The following is a 23395-nucleotide window of genomic DNA, read 5'->3' as shown; positions in this document are numbered from 1 at the left end:
AGAGAGAAGACGGACAAACCCCGTTTTACGGGGCATGCACATGCGGCATTTCGATTCACTCAAAACTTTCCCCGGACAGCCCTGCCCCTTGCGGGGGAGATGCCCGGCAGGGCAGAGGGGGGTGTGAAGGGACGCGATTCAAAGATGTCGAGCGCTGTGCAAATATCGCAGCAAGAAGGCGGCCACATCTATCATGCCTCAACTCCGCCCGTTCACCAGATCGCCCACGATGTCGTATTTGCCCGAAATACGCATCTTGTAGACCTCGTAATTCTCCATCACGCGCTGGACGTAACTTCTTGTTTCCGTGTAGGGAATCCGCTCGATCCAGTCGACGACCGCGTCGATGTCCTTGCCGCGTGGGTCACCGTATCTGGTCACCCACTGGCTGGCCCGGTTGGGGCCGGCATTGTAGCCGGCGAAGGTCAGTACGTAGGAGCCGTTGAAGCGATCGAGCTGTTCGCCGAGGAAGGCGGAACCAAGCGTCGCGTTGTAACCGGCGTCGGTGGTCAGCCGTGTCTGCGAAAACTGCAGCCCTGCCTTCTTCGCCAATTGCTTGGCGGTGCCCGGCATCAGCTGCAGCAGCCCGCGCGCGCCTGCGCTGGACACGGCGCCGATGTTGAACTCGCTTTCCTGGCGGGCGATCGCATAGGCCAGCGCCTTGCCCGAGCCGGAAATGTCGGCCGAATCAGGAATGACGCCGAGCGGATGCGACAGCGCGCCGACATCGATGCCACGCGCGCCGGCGATCTTGCCGATTTTCAGCGCCATGAAATGGTTGCCCTGCTTTTCCGCCAGGACAGCCAGCAGCGCCAGCTCGCCCGGACTGGTCAACTGTCCGGCAAGATCGCGATAAAGCGTCTCGGCATAGCGGTCGTAGCCCGCTTCTTGCAGCCGCTTGATGGCGCTGACGGCCTCGCGGCCGGCAAAATTCTGCCGGTCGGCGGCACTTGGCGAGGGATAGACGATGTTCAGCGCCTGCCGGCCGACCCGCTCGGCGGCAAGCTGGCCATAAAATGTCGTGCCGTAGGCAGCGGCGCGTGCAAAATAGTCTTTCGCGTTGCCCGGGCCGCCGACTTCCGCCGCACGGCCAAGCCAGTAATACGCGCGCGACAGCGTCATCGGCCCTTGGGCAAGGTCGGCGATGCGCGCGAAATGCGTTGCGGCAAGCTTGGGGTCGTTCAGGCCGCGCAGCGCGTACCAGCCGGCATGGAATTCAGCATCTGCGGCATTGGTGGCACTTTCGGCGGCGTGTGTGGCGACGATCCGGTAGGCCGTCTTCATGTCGCCCTGGTCGACCAGTTCGCGCGACAGCACTCGGCGCTCGACCCACCAGGCATCCGGATCGACCAGAGCTTCGCGGTCGGTCGGTACCTGCATCACAATGGCCGCGGCGCCGGTAAAATCCTCTTGCCTGCGCAGATATTCGGCTTGCGCGAAGAAATATCCAGCCGAACGTTGTGCCGCCGGCACCGCTTTCAGCAGCTTGGCGGTGTTCTTGTCGCCTTTGTCGGCCGCTGCCCAGGCGTCCGCAAGCTGCTGGGCACCGGCGAGGCCGGCAACACGCAGCGCGGAATTCGCGCGGTCGGCATAGAACATGTGCTCCATGCGAAAACGGTGGTCGGCGGTGGGGATCAGGCCGCCGAACTCCTTGATCAGCGCCGTCTCGTCCTTGGCCTCCAGGATCGCGGTGCGCCAGAATGGCGACAGCACCGAACGCGCAGCCTTGACGTTGCCCGACGCCACATAGGCGCGGGCAAGCACCGTCACGCCTTCGAATGTCTGCGGCTGGCTGCCGTCGAATGCCGCAACGACGATGTCGGAGGCAGGGTTCTCGCGATAGAGCGCGCGCTCGCTGTTCTTGCGCAGCGCGACCGTGCCCGGCCAGTTGGGCAGCATTTTCGCCGCGGCGGCAATGTCGCCGCTCGGAACCTTGTCGCCGCCATAAAGCGCTATCGCCCAGGCAAGGATATGCTGGTCGAGCGAATGAGCGGGAAGGGCATCGCGCACCGCACGGGCGCCGGGACTATCGCCGGCCGCCAGCGCGTCCAGCCCGCTCTTCAACAGGGCGACGCCGGGTGAGGCATCTTCTTGCGCTTTGTCCCGTAGGCCGGGCATCGGAATGGCCGAGCCCGGCATCGGAATGGCCGAGCCTGGCAACGGAATGGCCGAAGTGACCCGCACATCCACGCTACCGCCGATCGCCATGCCCGGCATCAGCGCGAGCGTGGCGCCAAGCAGCGCGAAGAGGTGAGGCCGACTGCCCGGCATGATCTTTACGTCTTTCCTTGTCCTGGCATATTACCGCAGGCCGAGAAGCTCGAAGCCTAAACTTAGGTCGTGAAGAGCCCGTAAACAAAGAGTTAGCGAGGCCGTTCGAATTGCGCTTGCTGGCACCATGGCAATGCTTGCCGCGCAACAATGTCGAGACTATGGTGCGCCGCTTCGCTTTCGGCTAGAAGGCGCGCAAGACAAAACACCGATGCATGTCGCCCAAAAACTGGATACCGGTTTTGGGACGATGGCCTGCATAAACAAAGAAGTCCCAAGGAGTTGGACGACATGCTGAGAGGCTCGCTTACCGCGCTCGTGACACCGTTCGAAAAGAGCGGGCGTTTCGACGAGAAAGCCTTTCGCGCGTTCGTCGAATGGCAACTCGCGGAGGGCACGACAGGACTGGTTCCCGTGGGCACGACCGGCGAGTCGCCGACGCTGTCGCATGACGAGCATCGCCAAGTGGTCAAGGTGTGCATCGAGGTTGCCAAGGGACGCGTTCCGGTCGTTGCCGGCGCCGGTTCCAACAACACCGAGGAAGCCGTTGGCCTGGTGCAATATGCCGAGAAGGCCGGCGCCGATGCCGCCCTGGTCGTCACGCCCTATTATAACAGGCCGACACAACGCGGCTTGTACGAGCACTTCGCGGCTGTCGCCAGGGCGACCAAGCTGCCGATCATCATCTACAACATCCCGCCGCGCTCGGTGATCGACATGATGCCCGAGACGATGGGCCGGCTCGCGCACGACTTCAAGAACATTGTCGGCGTCAAGGATGCGACCGGCAAGGTCGAACGGGTCTCCGAGCAGCGCGCGACATGCGGCAAGGATTTCATCCAGCTTTCGGGCGAGGATGCTTCGGCGCTTGGTTTCAATGCGCATGGCGGCGTCGGCTGCATCTCGGTGACCTCGAATGTCGCACCACGGCTGTGTGCAGAATTCCAGGAGGCGACCCTGTCCGGCGACAGCACCAAGGCGCTGGACTTGCAGGATCGTCTGCTGCCGCTGCACAAGGCGATCTTCATCGAGCCCGGCGTTTCCGGCGCCAAATATGCGCTGTCGCAACTGGGCAAGGTCGAGAATGTGCTGCGCTCGCCGCTGGTCACGGTCGAACAGTCGACCGCCGAGAAGATCGACGCGGCCATGAAGCACGCCGGCTTGATTAATTAGCGATGAGGCGCCACCTCTCCACATCATGAATCAAGTCAGAAAAGCCGATCCCAACAACAAGACCGTTTCGGAAAACCGCAAGGCGCGGTTTTCCTACGAGGTGCTCGACACGGTCGAGGCCGGTCTGGTGCTGACCGGCACCGAGGTCAAGTCGCTGCGCCAGGGTCAGGCCAACATCCAGGACAGCTATGCCTCGGTCGAGGGCGGCGAGATCTGGCTGATCAATTCCTATCTGCCGGAATATCTGCAGGCCAACCGGTTCAACCACGAGCCGCGCCGGCGCCGCAAGCTGCTGCTCAACAAGCGCGAAATGGCGAAACTGTCGCAAAGCGTCGACCGCGAAGGCATGACGCTGGTGCCGCTAAAAATCTATTTCAACGATCAGGGCCGCGCCAAGCTGCTGCTCGCCGTCGGTCGCGGCAAGAAGCTGCACGACAAGCGCGAATCCGAGAAGCAGCGCGACTGGTCGCGCGAGAAGGGTCGGCTCTTAAAAGAGCGTGGATAGGTAAAACAGCGTAGGTAGGCTGGGGCCATTCGTTTGAAGAACCGGATTGTCCTCTTTGGTTTGGCCAGCCTGGTCTTGGTGTGTTTCGTCGCGGCAGGCGGCTATCTCTATTTCCGCACATTCTCGCCGGACCGCGATAAATATCCGGTCAGGGGCATCGACGTCTCCCATCATCAGGGCTGGATCGATTGGCGGCGTGTTGCCGCCGACGATGTCGCTTTCGCTGTCATCAAGGCAACCGAAGGCGGCGATCATGTCGACGATGCCTTCGCGAGGAATCTGGAAGAGGCCCGCGCGGCCGGTCTCGCCGTCGGCGCCTATCACTTCTTCACCTTCTGCCGGCCAGGTGCCGACCAGGCGAAGAATTTCATCTCGGTGGTACCGCACGATCGGCCCTTGCTGCCGCCGGTTGTCGACATCGAGTTCGGCGGCAACTGTCCGCAGCGGCCAACGCCCGAGCAGCTGAGCGCCGAACTGGCCGCGTTCCTCGCTCCAGTCGAGGCGGCGTTCGGCAAGCCCGCGATTGTCTATCTGACCGATGAGGCAGCGGAAGCTTATGCCGGGCGCATCGCTGCCCGTCCGCTCTGGCTTCGCTCATTGCTCCTGGAGCCGGACCGCGGCGACTGGGTCTACTGGCAGTACCACAACAGGGGCCGCGTCGACGGCATCAACGGCGATGTCGACCTGAATGTGCTGCAGGGCGGGCCGGCGGTGTTGAATGCGCTGTCTGCGCCGCCACGCTGACAAGTCTGCCGACACCCAACTTTGTTCCCGCAGAAACATCCTCTATTTCTGCAAAAACATCGCTATCTCGCTGAATACCCCGACGAACATCGCTTCGGTCAGCACGCCGGTATTGGTGTTGTAGCGTGAGCAGTGATAGCTCGAAAACAGCGTGATGCCCCCGGCCGGCAACTGTCCGCCATGCTTGAACGGGTAGGCGGCGACGCGCCCGCCGAGCGCCCGTACGGTCGACTGGTGCGCGATCGATCCCAGTGCCAGCACGGCGCGCAGGTTGGGAAACCGGGCGATCGTCGGCACCAGGAATGTCCGGCACGTGGCAATCTCGGCGCCTACAGGTTTGTTTTCCGGCGGCACGCAGCGCACCGCGTTGGTGATCGCCGTGCCGATCAGCTCCAGCCCGTCATCTGGCCGCGCCTTGAACTCGCCGCGCGCAAAACCGTGCGAAATCAGCGTCGAGTAGAGCAGGTCGCCGGCAAAGTCGCCGGTGAAGGGACGCCCTGTGCGGTTGGCGCCGCGCAGGCCGGGCGCCAACCCGACGATCAAAAGCTGGACGGCATCGTCGCCCTCCGGCGGCAAAAAAGTCGGCACCGGCGCGTTGAACCAGGATGGTTCGCGTTGCCGCCACTCGGCGATGAAATCATGCAGCCGCGGGCAGAGCGGGCAATCGCGGCCGGGTTCGGAGGCGGAAAGGGCGGTCAAGACGACCGGCCTCAGTAGTCGTCCTCATCGACTTCGGCCGGCTCGGGCCGGCGCACCGGCCGCTCGGACGGATCGCGGCCGACCTCGTTCTTCAGCGTTGTCAGGTCGATGAAATGGTCGGCCTGACGGCGCAGATCGTCGGAGATCATCGGCGGCTGCGAGGCCATGGTCGAGACGATCGACACCTTGCGGCCGCGCCGCTGCAGCGCCTCGACCAGCGTGCGGAAGTCGCCGTCGCCGGAAAAGATGACGTAGTGGTCGACGACATCGGCAAGTTCCAGCGCATCGACCGTGAGCTCGATGTCCATATTGCCCTTGATCTTGCGGCGGCCGGTCGAGTCGGTGAATTCCTTGGCTGGCTTGGTGACCACCTTGTAGCCGTTATAGTCGAGCCAGTCGATCAGCGGACGGATCGAGGAGTATTCCTGATCCTCGACCAGCGCCGTGTAATAATAGGCGCGCAGCAGATAGCCACGCTTCTGGAAGCTCGCCAGAAGCTTGCGGTAGTCGATGTCGAAGCCGAGCGCGCGCGACGTCGCATAGAGATTGGCGCCGTCGATGAATAGGGCGATTTTTTCACGAGGGTCGAACATGGAAAATTATTCCTTCTCGAAATAAACGGCCGTCTAAACGAAATGCGATAGCGACGTTCGGTCAGGCTCATAATAAACCGGCTGACCTCTACGCTATCCGAGATAGCGCCAGTTTCGCGGCAATCCAAGGGCGTGTTGCGGCGTTGCAAGCAATTGTGATCGGGACGCCGAACGCATAAGTACAGACAGGTTTTGCCAAATCGGCTGTTCGAACCAAGGATTGAGCGCCCTGCAGCCCCGCCATTGCCATGATGCTTGTATTTTGGCGACGTTCGGGTTATGGACCGCGCCTGTTTTCCATCAAATCCATCGCATGAAAGGGGCATCCATGGCCCGCGTAACCGTTGAAGATTGCATCGACAAGGTCGACAACCGCTTCGAGCTGGTGCTCTTGGCCGGCCACCGCGCCCGGCAGATCAGCCAGGGCGCGCCGATCACCGTGCCGCGTGACAACGACAAGAACCCGGTCGTGGCGCTGCGCGAGATCGCCGATGAAACGTTGTCGCCCGACGACCTCAAGGAAGATCTGATCCATTCGCTGCAGAAGCATGTCGAGGTCGACGAGCCCGAGGCCGACGGCGAGGCGATTGCCGATCAGACCGGCGCCGCCGTTGCGGCCACCGACGCCGATGACACCGAGGAGAACATCACCTTCGACCGGATGACCGAGGAAGACCTCCTGGCCGGCATCGAGGGTCTGGTGCCGCCGGAAAAGAGCGACGACTACTAAGCGATCTCGGGTCCGGAGGTCGCTGGAACAATCTTCAGCACTTCCGTATCGGCAGTTTCGTGGCTATCTAGTACCAACTGTCACAAATACCAGATGCAGTTTGGGCCGCGCTTGGCATAATGCATGAATCTGGTATTTGCGACAGTTGGTACCGGACATGCGCCGTACAGCCGTGCGGCGCATGATTCATTTCACCGCTGCGAGATTCCGCCCATGATGCGTCAGTATGAGCTTGTCGAGCGCGTCCAGCGCTACAAGCCTGACGTCAACGAGGCGTTGCTCAACAAGGCCTACGTCTATGCCATGCAGAAGCATGGCCACCAGAAACGCGCTTCCGGCGATCCCTATTTCTCGCATCCGCTCGAAGTCGCCGCCATCCTCACCGAAATGCACATGGACGAGGCGACGATCGCGGTCGCCCTGCTGCACGATACGATCGAGGACACCACGGCGACGCGGGCCGAAATCGACGAGTTGTTCGGGCCCGAAATGGGCAAGCTGGTCGAGGGGCTGACCAAGCTGAAGAAGCTCGACCTCGTGTCGAAGAAGGCCGAGCAGGCGGAAAACCTGCGCAAGCTTCTGCTGGCGATTTCGGAAGACGTCCGCGTGCTTCTGGTCAAGCTCGCCGACCGCCTGCACAACATGCGAACCCTCGACCATATGCCGGAGGCCAAGCGCCTGCGCATCGCCGAGGAGACGATGGACATCTATGCGCCGCTGGCCGGGCGCATGGGCATGCAAGGCATGCGCGAAGAGCTGGAGGAGATCGCCTTCCGCTTCATCAATCCGGAGGCCTATCGCGCCGTCACCGCCCGGCTCGCCGAAATCTTCGAGCGCAACAAGGATGTGCTGTCCGAGATCGAGAAGGCGCTGTCGGCGCTGTTCGAGAAGCATGCGATCAATGCCAGCGTGAAAAGCCGCCAGAAGAAGCCGTGGTCGGTATTCCGGAAGATGGAGGCCAAGGCGCTGTCCTTCGAGCAGCTGTCCGACATTTTCGGCTTCCGCGTCGTCGTCGACACCATCGAGGACTGCTACCGGGCGCTTGGCGCCATCCACACCACATGGTCGATGGTTCCGGGTCGCTTCAAGGATTACATCTCGACGCCGAAGCAGAATGACTACCGATCGATCCACACCACGATCGTCGGGCCGTCGCGTCAGCGCGTCGAGCTGCAGATCCGCACCCGAGAGATGAACAAGATTGCCGAATACGGCGTCGCCGCCCATTCGATCTACAAGGATACCGGCGGCAAGACGAACGGTGCCGCCCATGCGATCTCGAAAGAGACCAACGCCTACGCCTGGCTGCGGCGCACCATCGAGCAGCTTGCCGAGGGTGACAATCCCGAGGACTTCCTCGAAAACACCAAGCTGGAGCTGTTCCAGGACCAGGTGTTCTGCTTCACACCCAAAGGCATGCTGATTGCGCTGCCGCGCGGCGCGACGCCGATCGACTTTGCCTATGCGGTGCACACCGATGTGGGCGACACCTGCGTCGGTGCCAAGGTCAACGGCCGCATCATGCCGCTGATGACGGAACTGAAAAACGGCGACGAGGTCGAGATCATCCGCTCCAAGGCACAGGTGCCGCCGGCGGCGTGGGAATCGGTCGTCGTCACCGGCAAGGCGCGCTCGGCGATCCGCCGTGCCACCAAGAACGCCATCCGCAAGCAATATTCGGGTCTCGGCATCCGCATTCTGGAACGCGCCTTCGAACGCGCCGGCAAGACTTTCACCAAGGAGAGCCTGAAGCAGGTGCTGCACCGGCTGGCGCGCAAGGACATCGAGGATGTGCTGGCCTCGGTCGGGCGTGGCGAGCTTGCCTCCGCCGACGTCATGAAGGCGGTATTCCCGGACTACAAGGATGAGCGCGTCACCACGGCCGCACCCAAGCCGCGCGAGGAGGGCTGGTCGAAGATCCGCAATGCCGCCGGCATGCTGTTCCAGATTCCGGGCCGCGCCGCGCGCAAGGACAAGGACCAGCCACGTGATGGCGCCGTGCCGATCCGCGGCGTGCGCGGCGACCTGCCGGTGCGTTTCGCGCCGGAAGGCGCGGTGCCTGGCGACCGCATCGTCGGCATCGTCCAGCCGGGCACCGGCATCACCATCTATCCGATCCAGTCGCCGGCGCTGCAGGCCTTCGACGACCAGCCCGAGCGCTGGATCGACGTGCGCTGGGACATTGACGAGCGCACCAAGGAGCGCTTTCCGGCGCGCGTCTCGGTCACCGCCATCAACGCGCCGGGTTCGCTGGCCGATATCGCCCAGGTGGTTGCGTCGAACGACGCCAACATCCACACGCTGTCGATGGTGCGCACCGCGCCCGACTTCACCGAAATGCTGATCGATCTCGAAGTCTGGGATCTGAAGCACCTCAACCGGCTGCTGTCGCAGCTCAAGGACAATTCGAGCGTCAGCGATGCACGGCGTGTGAACGGGTGAATAGTGAATAGTGAATAGTGAATAGTGAATAGTGAATAGTGAATAGTGAATAGTGAATAGTGAAAGAAGGTGCTCACTGCCACCATTCACCATTCACCATTCACCACGGAGCAAACAATGAACACTGATGAAGTGCTGGGAATTTTCCGCGAGGCCGGTGCTGTTCTGGAAGGGCATTTCATTTTGACCTCGGGCCTGCGCAGTCCGATCTTCCTACAGAAGGCGCGCGTGTTCATGCACGCCGACAAGACCGAGCTTCTGTGCAAGGCGCTGGCCGAGAAGATCCGCGCTGGCGTGCCCGGCAAGATCGACTACGTCGTCGGCCCGGCGATCGGCGGGCTGATCCCGGCATACGAGACGTCGCGCCATCTCGGCGTGCCGGCGATCTGGGTCGAGCGGGAAGGGGGCGAGTTCCGCCTGCGCCGTTTCGAGATCGCCAGAGGTTCGCGTGTCGTCATCGTTGAGGACATCGTCACCACGGGCCTGTCGATCCGCGAGACCATCGAGTGCCTGCGCGAGCTTGGCGCCGAAGTGGTTGCCGCAGCCTGCATCATCGACCGTTCGGCCGGCAAGACGGACGTCGGCGTGCCGCTGATCGCACTCGCCGAATACGAGGTTCCGGCCTATCCGGCCGACCGGCTGCCGCCGGAGCTGGCCGCCATCCCGCCGATCAAGCCCGGCAGCCGCAACATCTGACCATCCATGTCGCCCAGAAGTGTGCAGCGGTTTTGGAGTAACGACATGCATGAAAGCAATTGGATATGATCGCCGGCATCGATCATTTCGTGCTGACGGTGGCTTCGCTTGAAGTGACCTGTGATTTTTATCAGAGCGTACTGGGCTTTGAACGCATCGACACGCCGGGCCGGCCGACGGCGTTGGCTTTTGGCACCCAGAAGATCAATGTGCATGAGGTCGGCCGCACCTTCGAGCCGAAGGCCAAGGCGCCGACGCCGGGCTCGGGGGACTTCTGCCTGATCGCCGACCGGCCGCTGGCCGAAGTCAGCACCCGTCTTGCGGCCAATGGTGTGGTGGTGGAACTCGGTCCGGTCGAACGTGTCGGGGCCCGAGGACCGATGATGTCGGTCTATTTCCGCGACCCGGACGGCAACCTGGTCGAGGTCAGCGAATACCTGCCGTAGCCGCCGGCGACGCTGCGCCTTTCGGAGATCCGACCGCCGGTTCCTTAAATTCGCCGCGATTGTCCAATGTTCGAAGCAAGAACTGCCATCGCGAAGGCGGCAACAAGCGCGCACCGCACGGACGGTGTTTGGTTGTTCTCCCGCCAGCGCGTCGCTATATCAAGGTTGCGATTGCCATAGGGTGATCGTCAAGCGCAATATGTGGCTGTCACGTCCGGCTGAAAGTGCCGGCACGGAAGCTGTGGAACGGGAACAGAGTGCTTTTTCGACGCCGCAAGCCTGATGGCCTTTTCGAGCGGGTGCGCACCTACCTTTGGCCGCGCCGCTCGTTTTCGCGCTCGCTCCAGTATTTTTCCAAACGCATCCTGCGGCTGAAGGCCACACCGCACGCGGTGGCGGCCGGCGTCGCTGCCGGCGTCTTCGCTTCGTTCTTTCCCGTCGGCTTCCATTTCATCATCGCCGCCGTCCTGTGCTGGGTGATTGCCGGCAATCTGGTCGCGGCGGCACTCGGCGCGGTGTTCTTCGGTAATCCGTTGACATTTCCTCTGCTGTGGGGCGCCTCCTGGCAAACAGGCAAGCTCATCCTGCATGACCGCCTGCCGCGGCACGGGCCGCCGGCGCATTTGGGCGAGATGCTGCACAACCTGTCCTTTGCGCAATTGTGGAAACCTATCCTTGAGCCGATGCTGATCGGCGCGGTTCCGCTCGGGCTGGTGTTCGGACTGCTGTTCTATGGCATCACGCGCTGGGGCATGAACGCTTTCCGCGAGCAGCGGCGCAAGCGCCTGGCCGAGCGCGCAAGCCGGCATCAGCAATCGTCTCATCCTAGCGCGAGCATCGGTTCCGCCGCACGATGATCATCGGCATCGGCAGCGACCTGATCGATATCAGACGCATCGAGAAGTCGCTGGAACGTCACGGCCAGCGCTTCATCCAGAGAATCTACACCGAGGTCGAACAGGCCCGCTCCGAGAACCGCCGGGCGCGTGCGGCGTCCTACGCCAAGCGCTTCGCCGCCAAGGAGGCCTGCGCCAAGGCGCTGGGCACCGGTCTGGCGCAGGGGGTCTTCTGGCGCGACATGGGTGTCGTCAACCTGCCCAGCGGCGCACCGACCATGGCGCTGACCGGAGGGGCACAGGCGCGGCTGGCCAAAATCCTGCCAAAGGGCCACCGGGCGGCAATCCACCTCACCATCACGGATGATTTCCCGCTCGCACAAGCCTTTGTGATCATAGAGGCGTTGCCCGTCGAAGAAGCGCCACATTGATTGCATCTGACGACCGGCATGACGTTGCCCAGCGCGCGCCGAGACTCTATACCATCCAACGCACAATCGAGGACGACATGAGCGTGGCTGAAAAAACTGTGAAGAAATCCGGCGGGCTTGGCGAGACCGTCAGCGTCATCGTGCAGGCGCTTTTGCTCGCCCTGGTCATCCGCACGCTGTTGTTCCAACCCTTCTCGATCCCATCGGGATCGATGCGGCCGACGCTTCTGGAAGGCGATTATCTGTTCGTCACCAAATGGTCCTACGGCTATTCGCGCTATTCGCTGCCTTTCGGCCCCGACATCTTTTCGGGCCGCATCTGGGGCTCCGAGCCCGAGCGCGGCGATGTGGTGGTGTTCAAGTTCCCGCCGGATCCGTCCGTCGACTACATCAAGCGCGTCATCGGCCTGCCCGGCGACAAGATCCAGGTCAAGGACGGCCAGCTGTTCATCAACGGCGCAGGCGTGCCGCGCGTGAAAACCGGCCAGATCGACAATCCCGACATCACCGAGGAATCGCGCCCTATCGACGTCTATCGCGAGACCTTGCCCAACGGCGTCAGCTACGACACGCTCGACTTGAATTCGAACTCGATCGGCGACAATACGCGCGAATTCGACGTGCCGCCCGGCCACTATTTCATGATGGGTGACAACAGGGACAATTCCGCCGACAGCCGTTTCACCGTCGGCTACGTTCCCGCGGAAAATCTGGTTGGCCGCGCCAATCTTGTTTTCTTCTCGATCGCCGGCAAGGCGAGCCCGCTCGAAATCTGGAAATGGCCGTCGCTGATGCGTGCTTCGCGCCTGTTCCACTTCGTCAATTGATGGCTTTGAAGCGCCCGACAGGCGAAACACTGGCCGGTTTGGTGAAGGCCAAGACCGGCCACGTCTTCAAGGATATCCGCTTGCTTGAGACCGCCTTGACGCATTCCAGTGCGGTCAAGGCGGCTAGCAACAATCAGCGTCTGGAATTCCTTGGCGATCGCGTGCTTGGACTTGTCGTCGCCGATATGCTTTTCGAAAAGTTCCCTGACGCCCCGGAGGGTGAAATCGCGCCGCGCTTCAACGCGCTGGTCGATGCGAAGACATGCTCCGAGATCGGCATCGAAATGCAGCTCGAGGATCTGGTCCGGGCCGACGCTGCCCTGAAGATGCGGTCGCGCGGCTCGGGCGGAAACTATCTGGCGGATGCGGTCGAAGCTCTGATCGCCGCGGTTTACGTCGACGGCGGCATCGAGGCCGCGCGGCGGTTTGTCCTGCGTTATTGGGAACCGCGCTCGCGGACGGTGGTGACAAAGCCGCTCAACCCGAAATCCGATTTGCAGGAATGGATTGCCAAGACCAGCGATGCACGTCCCGAATATGTGATCGAAAGGCGCGAAGGCCCGGACCATCAACCCATCTTCACGGTGTCCTTGCAGGTCCGCGGCTTTGCGCCGATAAGCGGCACCGGCGGCTCGCGCAGGGCCGCCGAAGAAGCGGCGGCTTCGGCGTTTCTTTTGCGCGAAGGCGTCTGGGCCACCGCATCGGCTCAAAAAACGGAAGGTGCGGGGCACTCTAGAGAAGGGAGCGCGGCATGACCGCTACCGAAGAGCCGGCAACGGAAGCTGCCCCCACGCATTCCGGCTTCGTCGCCCTGATCGGCGCGCCCAATGCGGGCAAGTCGACGCTGGTCAACCAGCTGGTCGGAGCCAAGGTGTCGATCGTCACGCACAAGGTGCAGACGACCCGCGCCATCGTGCGTGGCATCGCCACGCATGACAATGCGCAGATCGTTTTCGTCGACACGCCCGGCATCTTCAAGCCGAAGCGGCGGCTCGATACGGCGATGGTGACCACCGCCTGGGGCGGCGCCAAGGACGCCGATATCGTGCTGCTTTTGATCGACGCCGAGCGCGGTATCCGGGGCGACGCGGACGCCATCTTGGAACGGCTGAAGGATGTGCGCCAGCCGATGGTGCTGATCCTCAACAAGGTCGACCGCGTCAAGCACGAGGCGCTGCTGGCCTTGTCCGCGGCGGCGAACGAAAGGGTGCCGTTCAAGCGCACATTCATGGTTTCGGCGCTGACCGGTTCCGGTTGCAAGGACGTGCTCGATTATCTGGCCGAGGCTCTGCCGGCCGGCCCCTGGTATTATCCGGAAGACCAGATCTCGGATCTGCCGATGCGCCAGCTCGCCGCCGAGATCACCCGCGAAAAACTTTATCTCAGGCTGCATCAGGAACTGCCCTATTCCTCGCATATCGAAACCGAGAAATGGGAAGAGAAGCCGGACGGCTCGGTGCGCATCGACCAGACTATCTATGTCGAGCGCGACAGCCAGAAGAAGATCGTGCTCGGCCACAAGGGCGAGACCATCCGCGCCATCGGCCAGGCGGCGCGCATGGAGATAGCCGGTATCCTCGAACAGAAGGTGCACCTGTTCCTGTTCGTCAAGGTGCGCGAGAACTGGGGCGACGACCCCGAACGCTATCGCGAGATGGGGCTCGAGTTTCCGCGCTAAAGCGATCCCGACCCGAAGGTCCACGCAGCGAAAAGCGGGAACCGGTTTTCGGAAAAGACCATGCTCAACAAATCCGCTTCCGGTCCATGGACAGCAGGCTGAACATCGACACAGCGCTTGTCAGCCGACTGGTCGCCACGCAATTTCCCCGCTGGAAGGATCTTGCCGTCAGGCCGGTTGAATTTGGCGGCTGGGACAACAGGACCTTCCATCTTGGCGACGAGATGACCGTGCGGTTGCCGAGCGCCGCGGCCTATTCCCTGCAAGTGGAAAAGGAGCACCGCTGGCTGCCAAGGCTGGCGCCATTGCTGCCGCTGCCGATCCCCGTGCCGCTGGCGATGGGAGTTCCGGCTGAAAACTATCCCTGGCCTTGGTCCATCTACCGTTGGATCGAAGGCGAGACGGCAAAGCGGGAGCGTATCGCCAGCCTGCCGCAATTCGCGACGGATTTGGCCGGGTTCCTGGTTGCCTTGCAGCGTATCGATCCCACTGGCGGACCGGCGCCTGGACAGCACAACTTCTTTCGCGGCGGAGCGCTGACCGTCTATGACAACGAAGCGCGGCAAGCGATTGCTGCCCTCGACGGCAAGATCGATACCGACGCAGCCAGAGCGGTCTGGGAAGCAGCGCTTGCGGCAACATGGCACGGCGCCCCGGTCTGGTTCCACGGCGACGTCAGTTGGGGAAACCTGCTGGTCAGGCAAGGCCGGTTGAGCGCGGTGATCGACTTCGGAACCTCGGGCGTCGGCGATCCCGCCTGCGATCTGGCGATCGCGTGGACGCTTTTCGAAGGCAAAAGCCGGGAATCGTTTCGCGCCGGCCTTCCGGCCGATGAGGCGATGTGGGCGCGCGGTCGTGGCTGGACGCTGTGGAAGGCGTTGATCACCGCCACCGGGCGGATAGACGTCAACCCGGTCGAGGTTGAAAAATCCCGGCATGTGATCGATGAAGTGCTTGCCGATCACGCTCAGCGGGCCTGAGGCGCCGGGGCGATGCGGCCAAAAACCCCGAGCGGTTTCTGAAAGATTTCCGATATCTCCATAGGGCGGCCGATATTGTTCGGCGGCCTCGCCGTTGCGGGTACGATCTGTTTCCATTGGCGCGCAACCAACTCACGTAGATCGTCTTCAGCGCTTGGCCGCTGTCACAATCGGCGACGCGACAGCGCTTTGGGAGTTTCGATCGCCTCGGCAAAATGCCGGCCGGCCTGGCGGGCACTATCGATGCTTTATCACGACGACAGAGCGCGATCATTCAGATGAATGTCATCGTGATGGAGAGCAGCGGCAAGAATCAGTTCGATTTCCATGAAAACGAGGTAGATATTGCGAATTTTGACCACCATGGCAGAAATGTGATGCGTTGAAAGTATACTTAGCCGCGAAAGAATCCTGGTATATATTGAATATATGACGTTGTGCCGATTGTGCCATTCGAAGTGTGCATAAGTGTTATTTGTGCAACACAGCATTATTCTGTTGGTGGAATCGGAGTTATTTCAAAAATCGTCATTGAAGGTAGAAGATCGATGGGTATGTTCGTCACCGAAACGGGGGAGCGGTGCGAGCCTTTTTCAGTGTGGGGGTGAGGCGGGAAAACATTGCCGCCAACCACAAATCCGAAGCCATTTTAAAAATTATGACTGGAGAGGTCAGAAAATGAACATCAAGAGCCTCCTTCTCGGCTCAGCCGCGGCACTGATCGCGGTGTCCGGCGCGCGCGGCGCGGACGCTGTCGTCGTCGCCGAACCGGAACCCGCCGAATACGTCAAGATCTGCGACGTCTACGGCGCCGGCTACTTCTACATTCCGGGCACCGAGACCTGCCTGCGCATCGGCGGCTACATCCGCTATGACGCCAGCTTCGGCGACGGTAATCGCGTGCTGGACGGCACCAAAGCCATCGATTCCCAGGATGGCGGCATCAACGACACCTGGAACAAGAACGCGCGCTTCACGCTGAAGACCTGGACGGGCCAGGAAACCGAACTCGGCACGTTGAAGACCTACACCGAGACGCGCTTCAACTTCGGTAGCGTTACCACGGCCAAGGGCGCCGATGGTTTCCCGATCGACAGCGAGGCCGGCAACAAGGCCGCCGATCTGCATTTCGCCTGGATCCAGCTTGGCGGGCTGCGCGTCGGTAAGGACGAAACGGCCTATGACTCCTTCATCGGCTATGCCGGCAACGTCGTCCAGGATACGATCATTCCCTACGGCCTCAAGGACACCAACCTGATCAGCTACTACTTCGATGCAGGCAACGGCTTCTCGGCGGTGGCCTCACTCGAAGAAGGTTCGGGCGCCGATACCATCGACAGCTACGTTCCGCATATCGTGGGCGGTGTGAAGTACAAGGGCGACTGGGGTGCGATCACCGCGGTCGGCGCTTACAACAGCAACTGGGAAGAATGGGCCGGCAAGGCTCGCCTCGACATCAAGGCGACCTCGGACCTGACCCTGTTCGCCATGGTGGGCTACGGGACCGACGACAACAAGGCGACGAACTTCTACAAGCCATGGACCGGCAACTTCGCCGTCTGGGGCGGCGGTACCTACACCGTCAACAAGAAGGTCCAGCTCAACGCCCAGGTCTCCTACACGGACTTCCAGGACTTCGCGGTTGCCGCGAACGTCGCCTACACCATCGTCCCCGGCTACACGATCACGGCCGAAGTCGATTACTTCAAGAATTTCGACGACAAGTTCGAGGATGGCGTCGGCGGCATCGTTCGCTTCCAGCGCTCGTTCTAACGCATCGACCGACCTTACCAGACCGCCCGCGGCACATCGCTGCGGGCGGCTTTTTGTATGCTGACGTGAGATATCGACCTGCCGGGCACCAAACCCAACCCTTGATTTCGCCACCCAACCGGTGAAATGCTCCAAGCATGGAATGGCGCGACGAGGGAATCATTCTCGGCACCCGCAAGCATGGCGAAACCAGCGCCATTCTCGAGGTGATGACGCGTGCGCATGGCCGTCATCTAGGCCTCGTTCGTGGCGGCCGTTCGCGCAAGCGGCAGCCTGTGCTCCAGCCGGGCAATCGCGTCGATCTGTTGTGGCGGGCGCGGCTTGACGAGCATCTCGGCACGTTCCAGGCCGAGGCGATCGAGATGAACGCGGCCCGCCTGATGGACAGCGCCGTCGCCGTCTATGGGCTGCAGACCATGGCCGCGCATCTGCGGCTGTTGCCCGAGCGCGACGCGCATGAGGGTCTCTACGAAACGCTTGCCGTGATGATCGTCCATCTCGACGATGCCGATGCCGCCGGCGAACTGGTGGCGCGCTTCGAGCTTCTCGTGCTGGGCGAACTCGGCTTTGGCCTCGATCTCAGTCAATGCGCCGCAACCGGCACGCGGCAGGACCTAGCCTATGTCTCGCCAAAATCGGGTCGCGCGGTATCGCGTGAAGCAGGCGCACCATGGCGCGACAAGATGCTGGTTCTGCCGGCCTTCCTGCAGCGCGGCTCCGGCCTGCGCGCGGATGCGGCGGCGGTCGAGGACGCCTTCCGGCTGACCGGTTTCTTCTTCACCCGCCATGTCTATGAACCGCGCGGCATCGAGCCGCCCGACGCCCGCGCCGGCTTCCTCGCCGCATTGCGCAAGCATCACGCGCGCGACAAGACCATAGCCGGCGAGGATGCGGCCAGAGAAAACATCACATGAGCGAGGTCGAGCTTTATCCGGGCCGGGTCTCGCCGCTCGGCCTCGGCACCGTTCCGCATGCCGACATCCTGAAATATACCGGCTTGGAATTGCTGCAGCGCATCGTCGACGGCAAGTACCCGGCGCCGCCAATCTCCTTCCAGCTCAGCTTCGCACTGACCGAAGTGTCGGAAGGCCGTGCGGTATTCCGCGGCGTGCCCAACGAGCGCCACCTCAACCCGCTGGGCAGCGTGCATGGCGGCTGGGCGGCCACGCTGCTCGATTCGGCACTGGCCTGCGCCGTGCAGACGCTGCTCGAAAAGGGCGAGGCCTATACGACGGCGGAGTTCAAGGTGAATTTGACGCGGCCCATCACGCCGAAGACCGGCGAGGTGGTCTGCGAGGGCAAGGTCGTCCACAAAGGCCGCACGTTGGCCGTGTCGGAAGCGACGCTGAAGGATGCCGGCGGCAAGCTGCTGGCTTTCGGCACCGAAACATGCTCGATCTTTCCGGCCGCCAATCTGGCGGCGCGTTGAGTTTGTGGCCGTTTGGCCGCCGCATTTGAGTGTCAGTGAGACTGAACGTCAGTGAAAACTGGCCTGGTTTGGGGGAACCGCCATGTTTGAAAGCCTGATCGGCCTTGTCGCCATCATCGCCTTGTTCGTCATCATTTCGCGTCAGCAGAGCCGCATTGGCCTTGTCGAGCGCGAGCTTGGCGCGCTGCGCAGCCTGGTCCTTTCCGGCGCCGTGCCGCCCGTGGCCAAGCCGTCCGAACAGGCGGCGCCCGATGGCGCGCCCGCCGATGTGGCTCCGGCCGCGGCAGTCGCGGCCGGCATTCCCTCGCCAGCGATAAGCGAACCGGGCGCCGCACAGGCGCCAGCTACAGAAGCGGAAGCCCCGATAAGTGAGGTCGTGTCCGGGCCATGGGCGCCAAGCGAGGCGGCACCGAAGGCAGCGGAACCTGCGGAGCCAACCGCTCCGGCGAAAGCCGCCCGCCAGTCGGATGTCGAAACGGCACTAGGCACCCGCTGGGCGGTCTGGGTCGGCGGCATCGCGCTGGCGCTGGGCGGCCTGTTCCTGATCCGCTACACCATAGAGGCCGGTATTTTCGGCCCCGGCGTACGGCTGACCATGGCCGCGGTACTCGGCTTGGTGCTGGTCGCCGGCGGCGAATTCATCCGCCGCACCGGCTTCAAAGTGCCGGTGCAAGGCGCTGCCGGCGCCTACATTCCAGCGATCCTGACGGCTGCCGGTGCCTTCATCCTGTTCGGCACCGTCTATGCCGCGCATGGCATTTACGGCTTCATCGGCCCGGCACTCGCCTTCACGCTGCTCGGCGCCATCGGCGTGGCGACGATCGCGGCAGCCCTGGTCCATGGCCAGGCGCTGGCCGGCATCGGCCTCGTCGGCGCCATGGTGACGCCGGTGCTGATCGCCTCGCAGGCGCCCAACCCCTGGGCGCTGTTCGGCTACCTCGCGATCGTGCTCGCCGCCACCGGCGTCATCGCCCGCATGCGTGACTGGAAGGCGCTGATGGCGGCGGCCTTTTTCGGCACCGGTGTCTGGACCATCCTTTACATGACCGATGCGCCGGGGGCGAACCTCTCCGCCATCCTGTTCATCGACGCGGTCACGCTGGCCGTGCTCGCCCTTGTCTGGCTCGCCCGCCGTGGCGATGAAACCGGGCCAGCCACGGTTTTCGACTGGCCGTCCATCGTGCCTGGCCTGCTCGTCGCATTCTCGGCGCTGGGCCTGTCGGTCGACCCCGCCTTTGCCGCCGCCGGCTATGCCTTGCAGGGCGCGGTGGTGATCGCCGCAATGGTGGCCGTCGCGCTCTATCTCCCGCTGGCGTTGCCGCTGCTTTATGCTGCCGGACTGGTCACGGTGCTGATCTATCTCGGCATCATCCCGCCAACATCGATCGTTTCCGACCTTTCGGGCGGAGCGCTGGGCGTCGATGGGCTGCCTGTGGCCACGTCCAATGCGCTGACAGTGCGCATCGGCATCGCACTTGGCCTGGTCTTCATCGGCGCCGGCTTCTGGGCCGCGCGCAGATTCGCCCCCGGGACGCAGATCCGCGCCGCCTCATGGGCGGCATGGGGCGTCATCGTTCCGCTGGTCATCCTGCTGGCGCTCTGGTTCACCTTCGGCAATCTCGACCGCGACTTTGTCTATGCCGCCGTCGCAGCCCTGCTGGTCGTCGTTTTCGCCGCCGGCGGCGAGTGGATCGCACGGGCCGAAGGGCCGCCGCTCACGGGCGGTATCGCGGTGTCGTTTGCCTTGGGCGGCGCGGCCATCGCCGGCCTGCTGCTGCTGCATATGGCTTTCGATTCCGGCTGGACCACCCTCCTGCTCGGTGCGGCGGCCATCGTGCCGGCGCTAGCCACGCGCTGGCGCTCCTATCCGGTGCTAGGCTGGATTTCGGTTGGTGCGGTGATCGCGGTGCTTGGCCGCGTCGCCTTTGACCCGACCATCGTCGGCGCCGAGTTTCTGTCGACGACACCGGTGTTCAATTGGCTGCTGCCGGGCTATGGCGTGCCGGCGCTCGCCTTCGGCTTTGCCGCCTGGCAGCTCGCGCGCACCACCCCCACACTACCAAGGGCTGGCAATGGCCGGCCGCGCCTCGCCATGGAAGCGGCGGCGGCGCTGTTTGCGCTGCTCACGCTCGCCATGCTGGTGCGCCATGCCATGCATGGCGGCGTCATCGACACGGGTGCTATGACGCTGGCCGAACAGGCGATCTACACGCTGATCGCCATCGGCGCTGGCGCCATCCTGGTCGCCATCGACATGCGCTCGCCAAGCTCGGTGCTGCGCTATGGTTCGATGGCCGCCGGTGTGGCCTCGGTCGTTTTCATCGTCATTCAGCACTTCGTGGTGCTGAATCCGTTGTTGTCAGACGAATCGACCGGCCGGATCCCGGTGTTCAACCTGTTGTTCCTCGCCTATCTCTTGCCGGCCATCGCTGCCGGCGGGCTAGCGCTCTATGCCAGGGACAAGCGGCCGAAATGGTATGCGCAGATGCTGGCCGTGGTGGCGGCCGTCCTTGCCCTGGCCTATGCCACACTGTCGGTCAGGCGGCTGTTCAAGGGCGAGTTCATCGGCTTGTGGAGCGGGCTCGGCCAGTTGGAGACCTACACCTATTCGGCGCTCTGGCTGATCATCGGCGTCGCACTGCTCACCGCCGGCGTATGGCTGAAGTCGCAGGTGCTGCGCATTGCCTCCGCCGCGCTGATCGCGATCGCCGTGCTGAAGGTCTTCATCTTCGACATGTCGGAGCTGGAAGGCGTGCTCAGGGCACTGTCCTTCATCGGCCTCGGCGCCGTGCTGATCGGCATCGGTCTGTTCTATCAGCGGCTGCTGACGCGGGCGGCGAAGGAGGGTGTCGAAGCCTCTTGAAAGGATATTCAACATAGGATATCTTGATATCCGCCAGGAGATATCCAATGCCGCTCTATATCCGTGACGACGAAGTGGATGCGCTGGCCGCCAAATTGCAGCGCGAGACGAACGCTCCGAGCAAGACAGAGGCGGTGAGGACCGCACTTGTGCACGAACTCGAGCGCAATCGCGCCAAAGTGCCGCTGCGCGACCGGCTAGCGAGGCTGCAGGCGGAAGCGACGAAGATGGGCCTGCCAAATCCAGATTTCGACATGAAGAAATTCACCGACGAGATGTGGGAGGACTGATGTTTGTCGATGCGTCGGTGATTGTCGCCATTCTCAACCGGGAACCGGGTTGGGAGGAGCTGATCAAGCGGCTTTCTGGTTTTGCCGGCCTGTCCTACGTGTCTCCACTGGTGCGTTTTGAAGCGACACAGGCGCTGGCGCGCGCAGCCGCTGGCTCCCGCAAACCTACGGCTGAAGCCCTCCTTAAGGCTCGCGATCTGGTCGATCAGTTCATTGTGGAAATTGGCGGAGAAAATGTGGTGATCGGCGAAGAGATCGGTTTCCACGCCATCAATGCCAGCGCTCGCTATGGCAAGGCCGTTGGTCATCAAGCCGATCTCAATTTCGGCGACTGTTTCGCCTATGCCTGTGCAAAAAACCTCGATGTTCCGCTGCTCTACAAGGGCAATGATTTCCTGCTGACGGATTTGGGATAATTCGGCTTTCACCTTGATCGGTGGGAATAATTTAGCCGGTCATGTCGTTATCTCATTGCTTGGGTGACCGGGGCGGCGGACCGCTTCGCGCTGGCCGCTTGCGCCGCGCCCGGAAGGCGCGTTCAATCGGATCAACAAGGGCGACCTCGAAACCAGCGGTCATGGACGAAAAGAAGGCAGCAATCCTTGGCGAAATACCGCGCCTGCGCCGCTACGCACGCTCGCTCTTGCGCGACCGCGACGCGGCCGACGATCTCGTCCAGGATTGCCTCGAGCGGGCGCTTGTGCGGCTCGAAAACTGGCAGACAGGAGAAAGCCCCCGGAGGTGGCTGTTTACGATCATGCATCATTTGTTCATCGACCAGATGCGCAAGGTGAACCGCCGCGGCGAGGCTGCGATGCTGCCATTAGAGGCCGCTGAGGCAGTTGCCCAGCCGGCCGAGCAGATGGAGAGCATCGCCTCGCGCGAGATCATCGACGCGTTGCAGGCGATCAGTCCCGACCGCCGTGCAGCCCTCGTCATTGTTGCCATCGAAGGTTTCTCCTATGCCGAAGCCGCCAACATTCTGGGCGTCCCTGCCGGCACGCTGATGTCGCGCATCGCGCGCGGGCGTGAGGAATTGCGCGGACTGCTGGACGACACGGCGCGTCGCCGCGCGATAAGGATTGTCGAGAAATGATCCGCCGCGACTTTTCCGAACGTGACATCCACATGGCGCTCGACGGCGAACTGCCCGCCGACGAGCGCGCCGCCTACGAGGCCTGGCTCGACGCCAATCCAGAGATGAAGGCCAAGAGCGTCCGCTTCACCGCCGATCGGACGGCATTGCAGGCCGCCTTCGCCGGAGTGCTGGACGAACCCGTGCCTGTGCGATTGCGCAAGGTCGTGCTCGGCGAGGCGCCGGTCAAGGCCGCGGTGCCACGCTCGCGCTGGTGGCTTGCCGCTGCCGCTGCCGTGCTTGTGGTCGCCGGCGGGCTTGGCGGCTACCTTGCCGGCATCGATGGCATTGGGCAGGAGAACCCGGCGGAAGACCGGCTGGCCGAGCAGGCAATCGCGGCCCATGTCGTCTTCGCTGCTGAAAAGCAGCATGCGGTCGAAGTGCCGGCCAGCGACAAGGATCATCTGGAGACCTGGCTGTCCAACCGGGTAGGGCTGAAGCTGGTGGCGCCGGACCTGACCGCGAACGGTTTCCAGTTGGTCGGCGGCCGGTTGCTGCCGGCCGGAGAAAGCAAGGCCGCGATGCTGCTCTACGAGGACGACAAGGGCCAGCGCATATCTCTCTTCGTTACGGCGGAATCGGCGGAGAATGCCAAGGGAACTTATGCATCGGCGCAGGACGGTCCCCAGGCCGTCTACTGGCTGGACAAGGGCTATGGCTGCGCCGTCGTCGGCTCGCTTCCGCGCGAGCAATTGGCCATTGTGGCAAAGAGCGCCTATGGTCAGCTTCTGGCCGGCCTGGCCAGTTGAAAGGTGCCGCTTTTGATGGCGACACCGATCTATATCGGTGATCTCGTTCAACGCGTTTTTACATCGCCGAACGTTGCCGAATCTGTCACAATTCGGCCCTATTCG

25 protein-coding genes are annotated in these 23395 nt (G+C 62.7%); 22 read left to right on the top strand and 3 right to left on the bottom strand.

The window, feature by feature from the left end; all coding sequences use genetic code 11:
• Positions 1-198: 198 nt before the first annotated feature.
• Positions 199-2271, bottom strand: a complete 2073-nt coding sequence (locus NKG99_RS29645) for a lytic transglycosylase domain-containing protein (protein WP_352872709.1) — start codon at positions 2269-2271, stop codon at positions 199-201.
• A gap of 291 nt (positions 2272-2562) precedes the next feature.
• On the opposite strand from NKG99_RS29645, the gene dapA reads away from it, so the two are divergent.
• The 3 genes from dapA to NKG99_RS29630 are packed head-to-tail and all read left to right on the top strand — an operon-like array spanning position 2563 to position 4693.
• Positions 2563-3444 carry a 4-hydroxy-tetrahydrodipicolinate synthase gene (dapA, locus tag NKG99_RS29640; RefSeq protein ID WP_352872707.1) on the top strand — a complete coding sequence of 294 codons (882 nt, stop codon included), beginning with the start codon at positions 2563-2565 and terminating at the stop codon, positions 3442-3444.
• 25 nt (positions 3445-3469) lie between these two features.
• Positions 3470-3949 carry an SsrA-binding protein SmpB gene (gene smpB / locus NKG99_RS29635; RefSeq protein ID WP_013532594.1) on the top strand — a complete coding sequence of 160 codons (480 nt, stop codon included), beginning with the start codon at positions 3470-3472 and terminating at the stop codon, positions 3947-3949.
• Between the two features lie 33 nt (positions 3950-3982).
• Complete coding sequence (locus NKG99_RS29630; protein ID WP_352872705.1) at positions 3983-4693, top strand: glycoside hydrolase family 25 protein; 711 nt, start codon at positions 3983-3985, stop codon at positions 4691-4693.
• A gap of 42 nt (positions 4694-4735) precedes the next feature.
• On the opposite strand, the gene NKG99_RS29625 is transcribed toward NKG99_RS29630, so the two are convergent.
• Together NKG99_RS29625 and NKG99_RS29620 are read right to left on the bottom strand one after the other, a co-directional pair.
• Positions 4736-5392, bottom strand: a complete 657-nt coding sequence (locus NKG99_RS29625) for a uracil-DNA glycosylase (protein WP_352872703.1) — start codon at positions 5390-5392, stop codon at positions 4736-4738.
• Between the two features lie 11 nt (positions 5393-5403).
• Positions 5404-5985 (bottom strand): LabA-like NYN domain-containing protein, encoded by a 582-nt coding sequence (locus NKG99_RS29620; protein WP_352872701.1) that lies wholly within the window; start codon positions 5983-5985, stop codon positions 5404-5406.
• A gap of 328 nt (positions 5986-6313) precedes the next feature.
• Between NKG99_RS29620 and rpoZ the strand changes: the two genes are divergently transcribed.
• The 19 genes from rpoZ to NKG99_RS29525 all read left to right on the top strand — a co-directional run bounded on the left by rpoZ (position 6314) and on the right by NKG99_RS29525 (position 23290).
• Positions 6314-6715, top strand: coding sequence for a DNA-directed RNA polymerase subunit omega (gene rpoZ, locus NKG99_RS29615; RefSeq protein ID WP_023762094.1), 402 nt, complete (start codon positions 6314-6316; stop codon positions 6713-6715).
• A gap of 213 nt (positions 6716-6928) precedes the next feature.
• Positions 6929-9157: a RelA/SpoT family protein gene (locus NKG99_RS29610; RefSeq protein WP_352872700.1), complete on the top strand. Its 2229-nt coding sequence runs from the start codon at positions 6929-6931 to the stop codon at positions 9155-9157.
• 117 nt (positions 9158-9274) lie between these two features.
• Positions 9275-9853: an orotate phosphoribosyltransferase gene (pyrE, locus tag NKG99_RS29605; protein ID WP_352872698.1), complete on the top strand. Its 579-nt coding sequence runs from the start codon at positions 9275-9277 to the stop codon at positions 9851-9853.
• 65 nt (positions 9854-9918) lie between these two features.
• Positions 9919-10299, top strand: coding sequence for a VOC family protein (locus tag NKG99_RS29600; RefSeq protein WP_352872696.1), 381 nt, complete (start codon positions 9919-9921; stop codon positions 10297-10299).
• A 257-nt stretch (positions 10300-10556) separates the two neighbouring features.
• Positions 10557-11156: a DUF2062 domain-containing protein gene (locus NKG99_RS29595; RefSeq protein WP_352872694.1), complete on the top strand. Its 600-nt coding sequence runs from the start codon at positions 10557-10559 to the stop codon at positions 11154-11156.
• Positions 11153-11566 carry a holo-ACP synthase gene (gene acpS / locus NKG99_RS29590; RefSeq protein ID WP_352872693.1) on the top strand — a complete coding sequence of 138 codons (414 nt, stop codon included), beginning with the start codon at positions 11153-11155 and terminating at the stop codon, positions 11564-11566. The genes NKG99_RS29595 and acpS overlap by 4 nt, the downstream gene beginning before the upstream one ends.
• Positions 11567-11643: 77 nt before the next feature.
• Complete coding sequence (lepB, locus tag NKG99_RS29585) at positions 11644-12393, top strand: signal peptidase I (RefSeq protein WP_352872710.1); 750 nt, start codon at positions 11644-11646, stop codon at positions 12391-12393.
• On the top strand, positions 12393-13148 hold the full coding sequence (gene rnc, locus NKG99_RS29580; RefSeq protein WP_352872692.1) for a ribonuclease III: 756 nt from the start codon (positions 12393-12395) through the stop codon (positions 13146-13148). Before lepB ends, rnc begins: the two co-directional genes overlap by 1 nt.
• The gene (gene era, locus NKG99_RS29575; RefSeq protein ID WP_126068544.1) at positions 13145-14071 is read left to right on the top strand and encodes a GTPase Era; all 927 of its coding nucleotides are present in this window, start codon (positions 13145-13147) and stop codon (positions 14069-14071) included. Before rnc ends, era begins: the two co-directional genes overlap by 4 nt.
• An 86-nt stretch (positions 14072-14157) precedes the next feature.
• Positions 14158-15051: an aminoglycoside phosphotransferase family protein gene (locus NKG99_RS29570; RefSeq protein ID WP_352872691.1), complete on the top strand. Its 894-nt coding sequence runs from the start codon at positions 14158-14160 to the stop codon at positions 15049-15051.
• Between the two features lie 215 nt (positions 15052-15266).
• Entirely contained in the window at positions 15267-15437 is a 171-nt protein-coding gene (locus NKG99_RS29565; protein WP_352872690.1) for a hypothetical protein, read from the top strand.
• A 292-nt stretch (positions 15438-15729) separates the two neighbouring features.
• Complete coding sequence (locus NKG99_RS29560) at positions 15730-16824, top strand: porin (protein ID WP_352872689.1); 1095 nt, start codon at positions 15730-15732, stop codon at positions 16822-16824.
• A gap of 137 nt (positions 16825-16961) precedes the next feature.
• Positions 16962-17738, top strand: a complete 777-nt coding sequence (gene recO / locus NKG99_RS29555; RefSeq protein WP_352872688.1) for a DNA repair protein RecO — start codon at positions 16962-16964, stop codon at positions 17736-17738.
• Positions 17735-18253: a PaaI family thioesterase gene (locus NKG99_RS29550; RefSeq protein WP_352872687.1), complete on the top strand. Its 519-nt coding sequence runs from the start codon at positions 17735-17737 to the stop codon at positions 18251-18253. Before recO ends, NKG99_RS29550 begins: the two co-directional genes overlap by 4 nt.
• A gap of 82 nt (positions 18254-18335) precedes the next feature.
• The gene (locus NKG99_RS29545; RefSeq protein ID WP_352872686.1) at positions 18336-21116 is read left to right on the top strand and encodes a DUF2339 domain-containing protein; all 2781 of its coding nucleotides are present in this window, start codon (positions 18336-18338) and stop codon (positions 21114-21116) included.
• Positions 21117-21163: 47 nt separating this feature from the next.
• Complete coding sequence (locus tag NKG99_RS29540) at positions 21164-21406, top strand: type II toxin-antitoxin system VapB family antitoxin (protein WP_352872685.1); 243 nt, start codon at positions 21164-21166, stop codon at positions 21404-21406.
• Positions 21406-21822 carry a type II toxin-antitoxin system VapC family toxin gene (locus NKG99_RS29535; protein ID WP_352872684.1) on the top strand — a complete coding sequence of 139 codons (417 nt, stop codon included), beginning with the start codon at positions 21406-21408 and terminating at the stop codon, positions 21820-21822. Before NKG99_RS29540 ends, NKG99_RS29535 begins: the two co-directional genes overlap by 1 nt.
• 161 nt (positions 21823-21983) lie before the next feature.
• On the top strand, positions 21984-22502 hold the full coding sequence (locus NKG99_RS29530) for a sigma-70 family RNA polymerase sigma factor (protein ID WP_352872683.1): 519 nt from the start codon (positions 21984-21986) through the stop codon (positions 22500-22502).
• Entirely contained in the window at positions 22499-23290 is a 792-nt protein-coding gene (locus NKG99_RS29525) for an anti-sigma factor family protein (protein ID WP_352872682.1), read from the top strand. The genes NKG99_RS29530 and NKG99_RS29525 overlap by 4 nt, the downstream gene beginning before the upstream one ends.
• Positions 23291-23395: the final 105 nt, after the last annotated feature.

The sequence above is a fragment of the Mesorhizobium sp. M1409 genome (assembly GCF_040317535.1).
Classification (GTDB): domain Bacteria; phylum Pseudomonadota; class Alphaproteobacteria; order Rhizobiales; family Rhizobiaceae; genus Mesorhizobium.
Note: the sequence above shows the minus strand (reverse complement) of the source record. Positions and strands in the feature narration are given on the sequence as shown.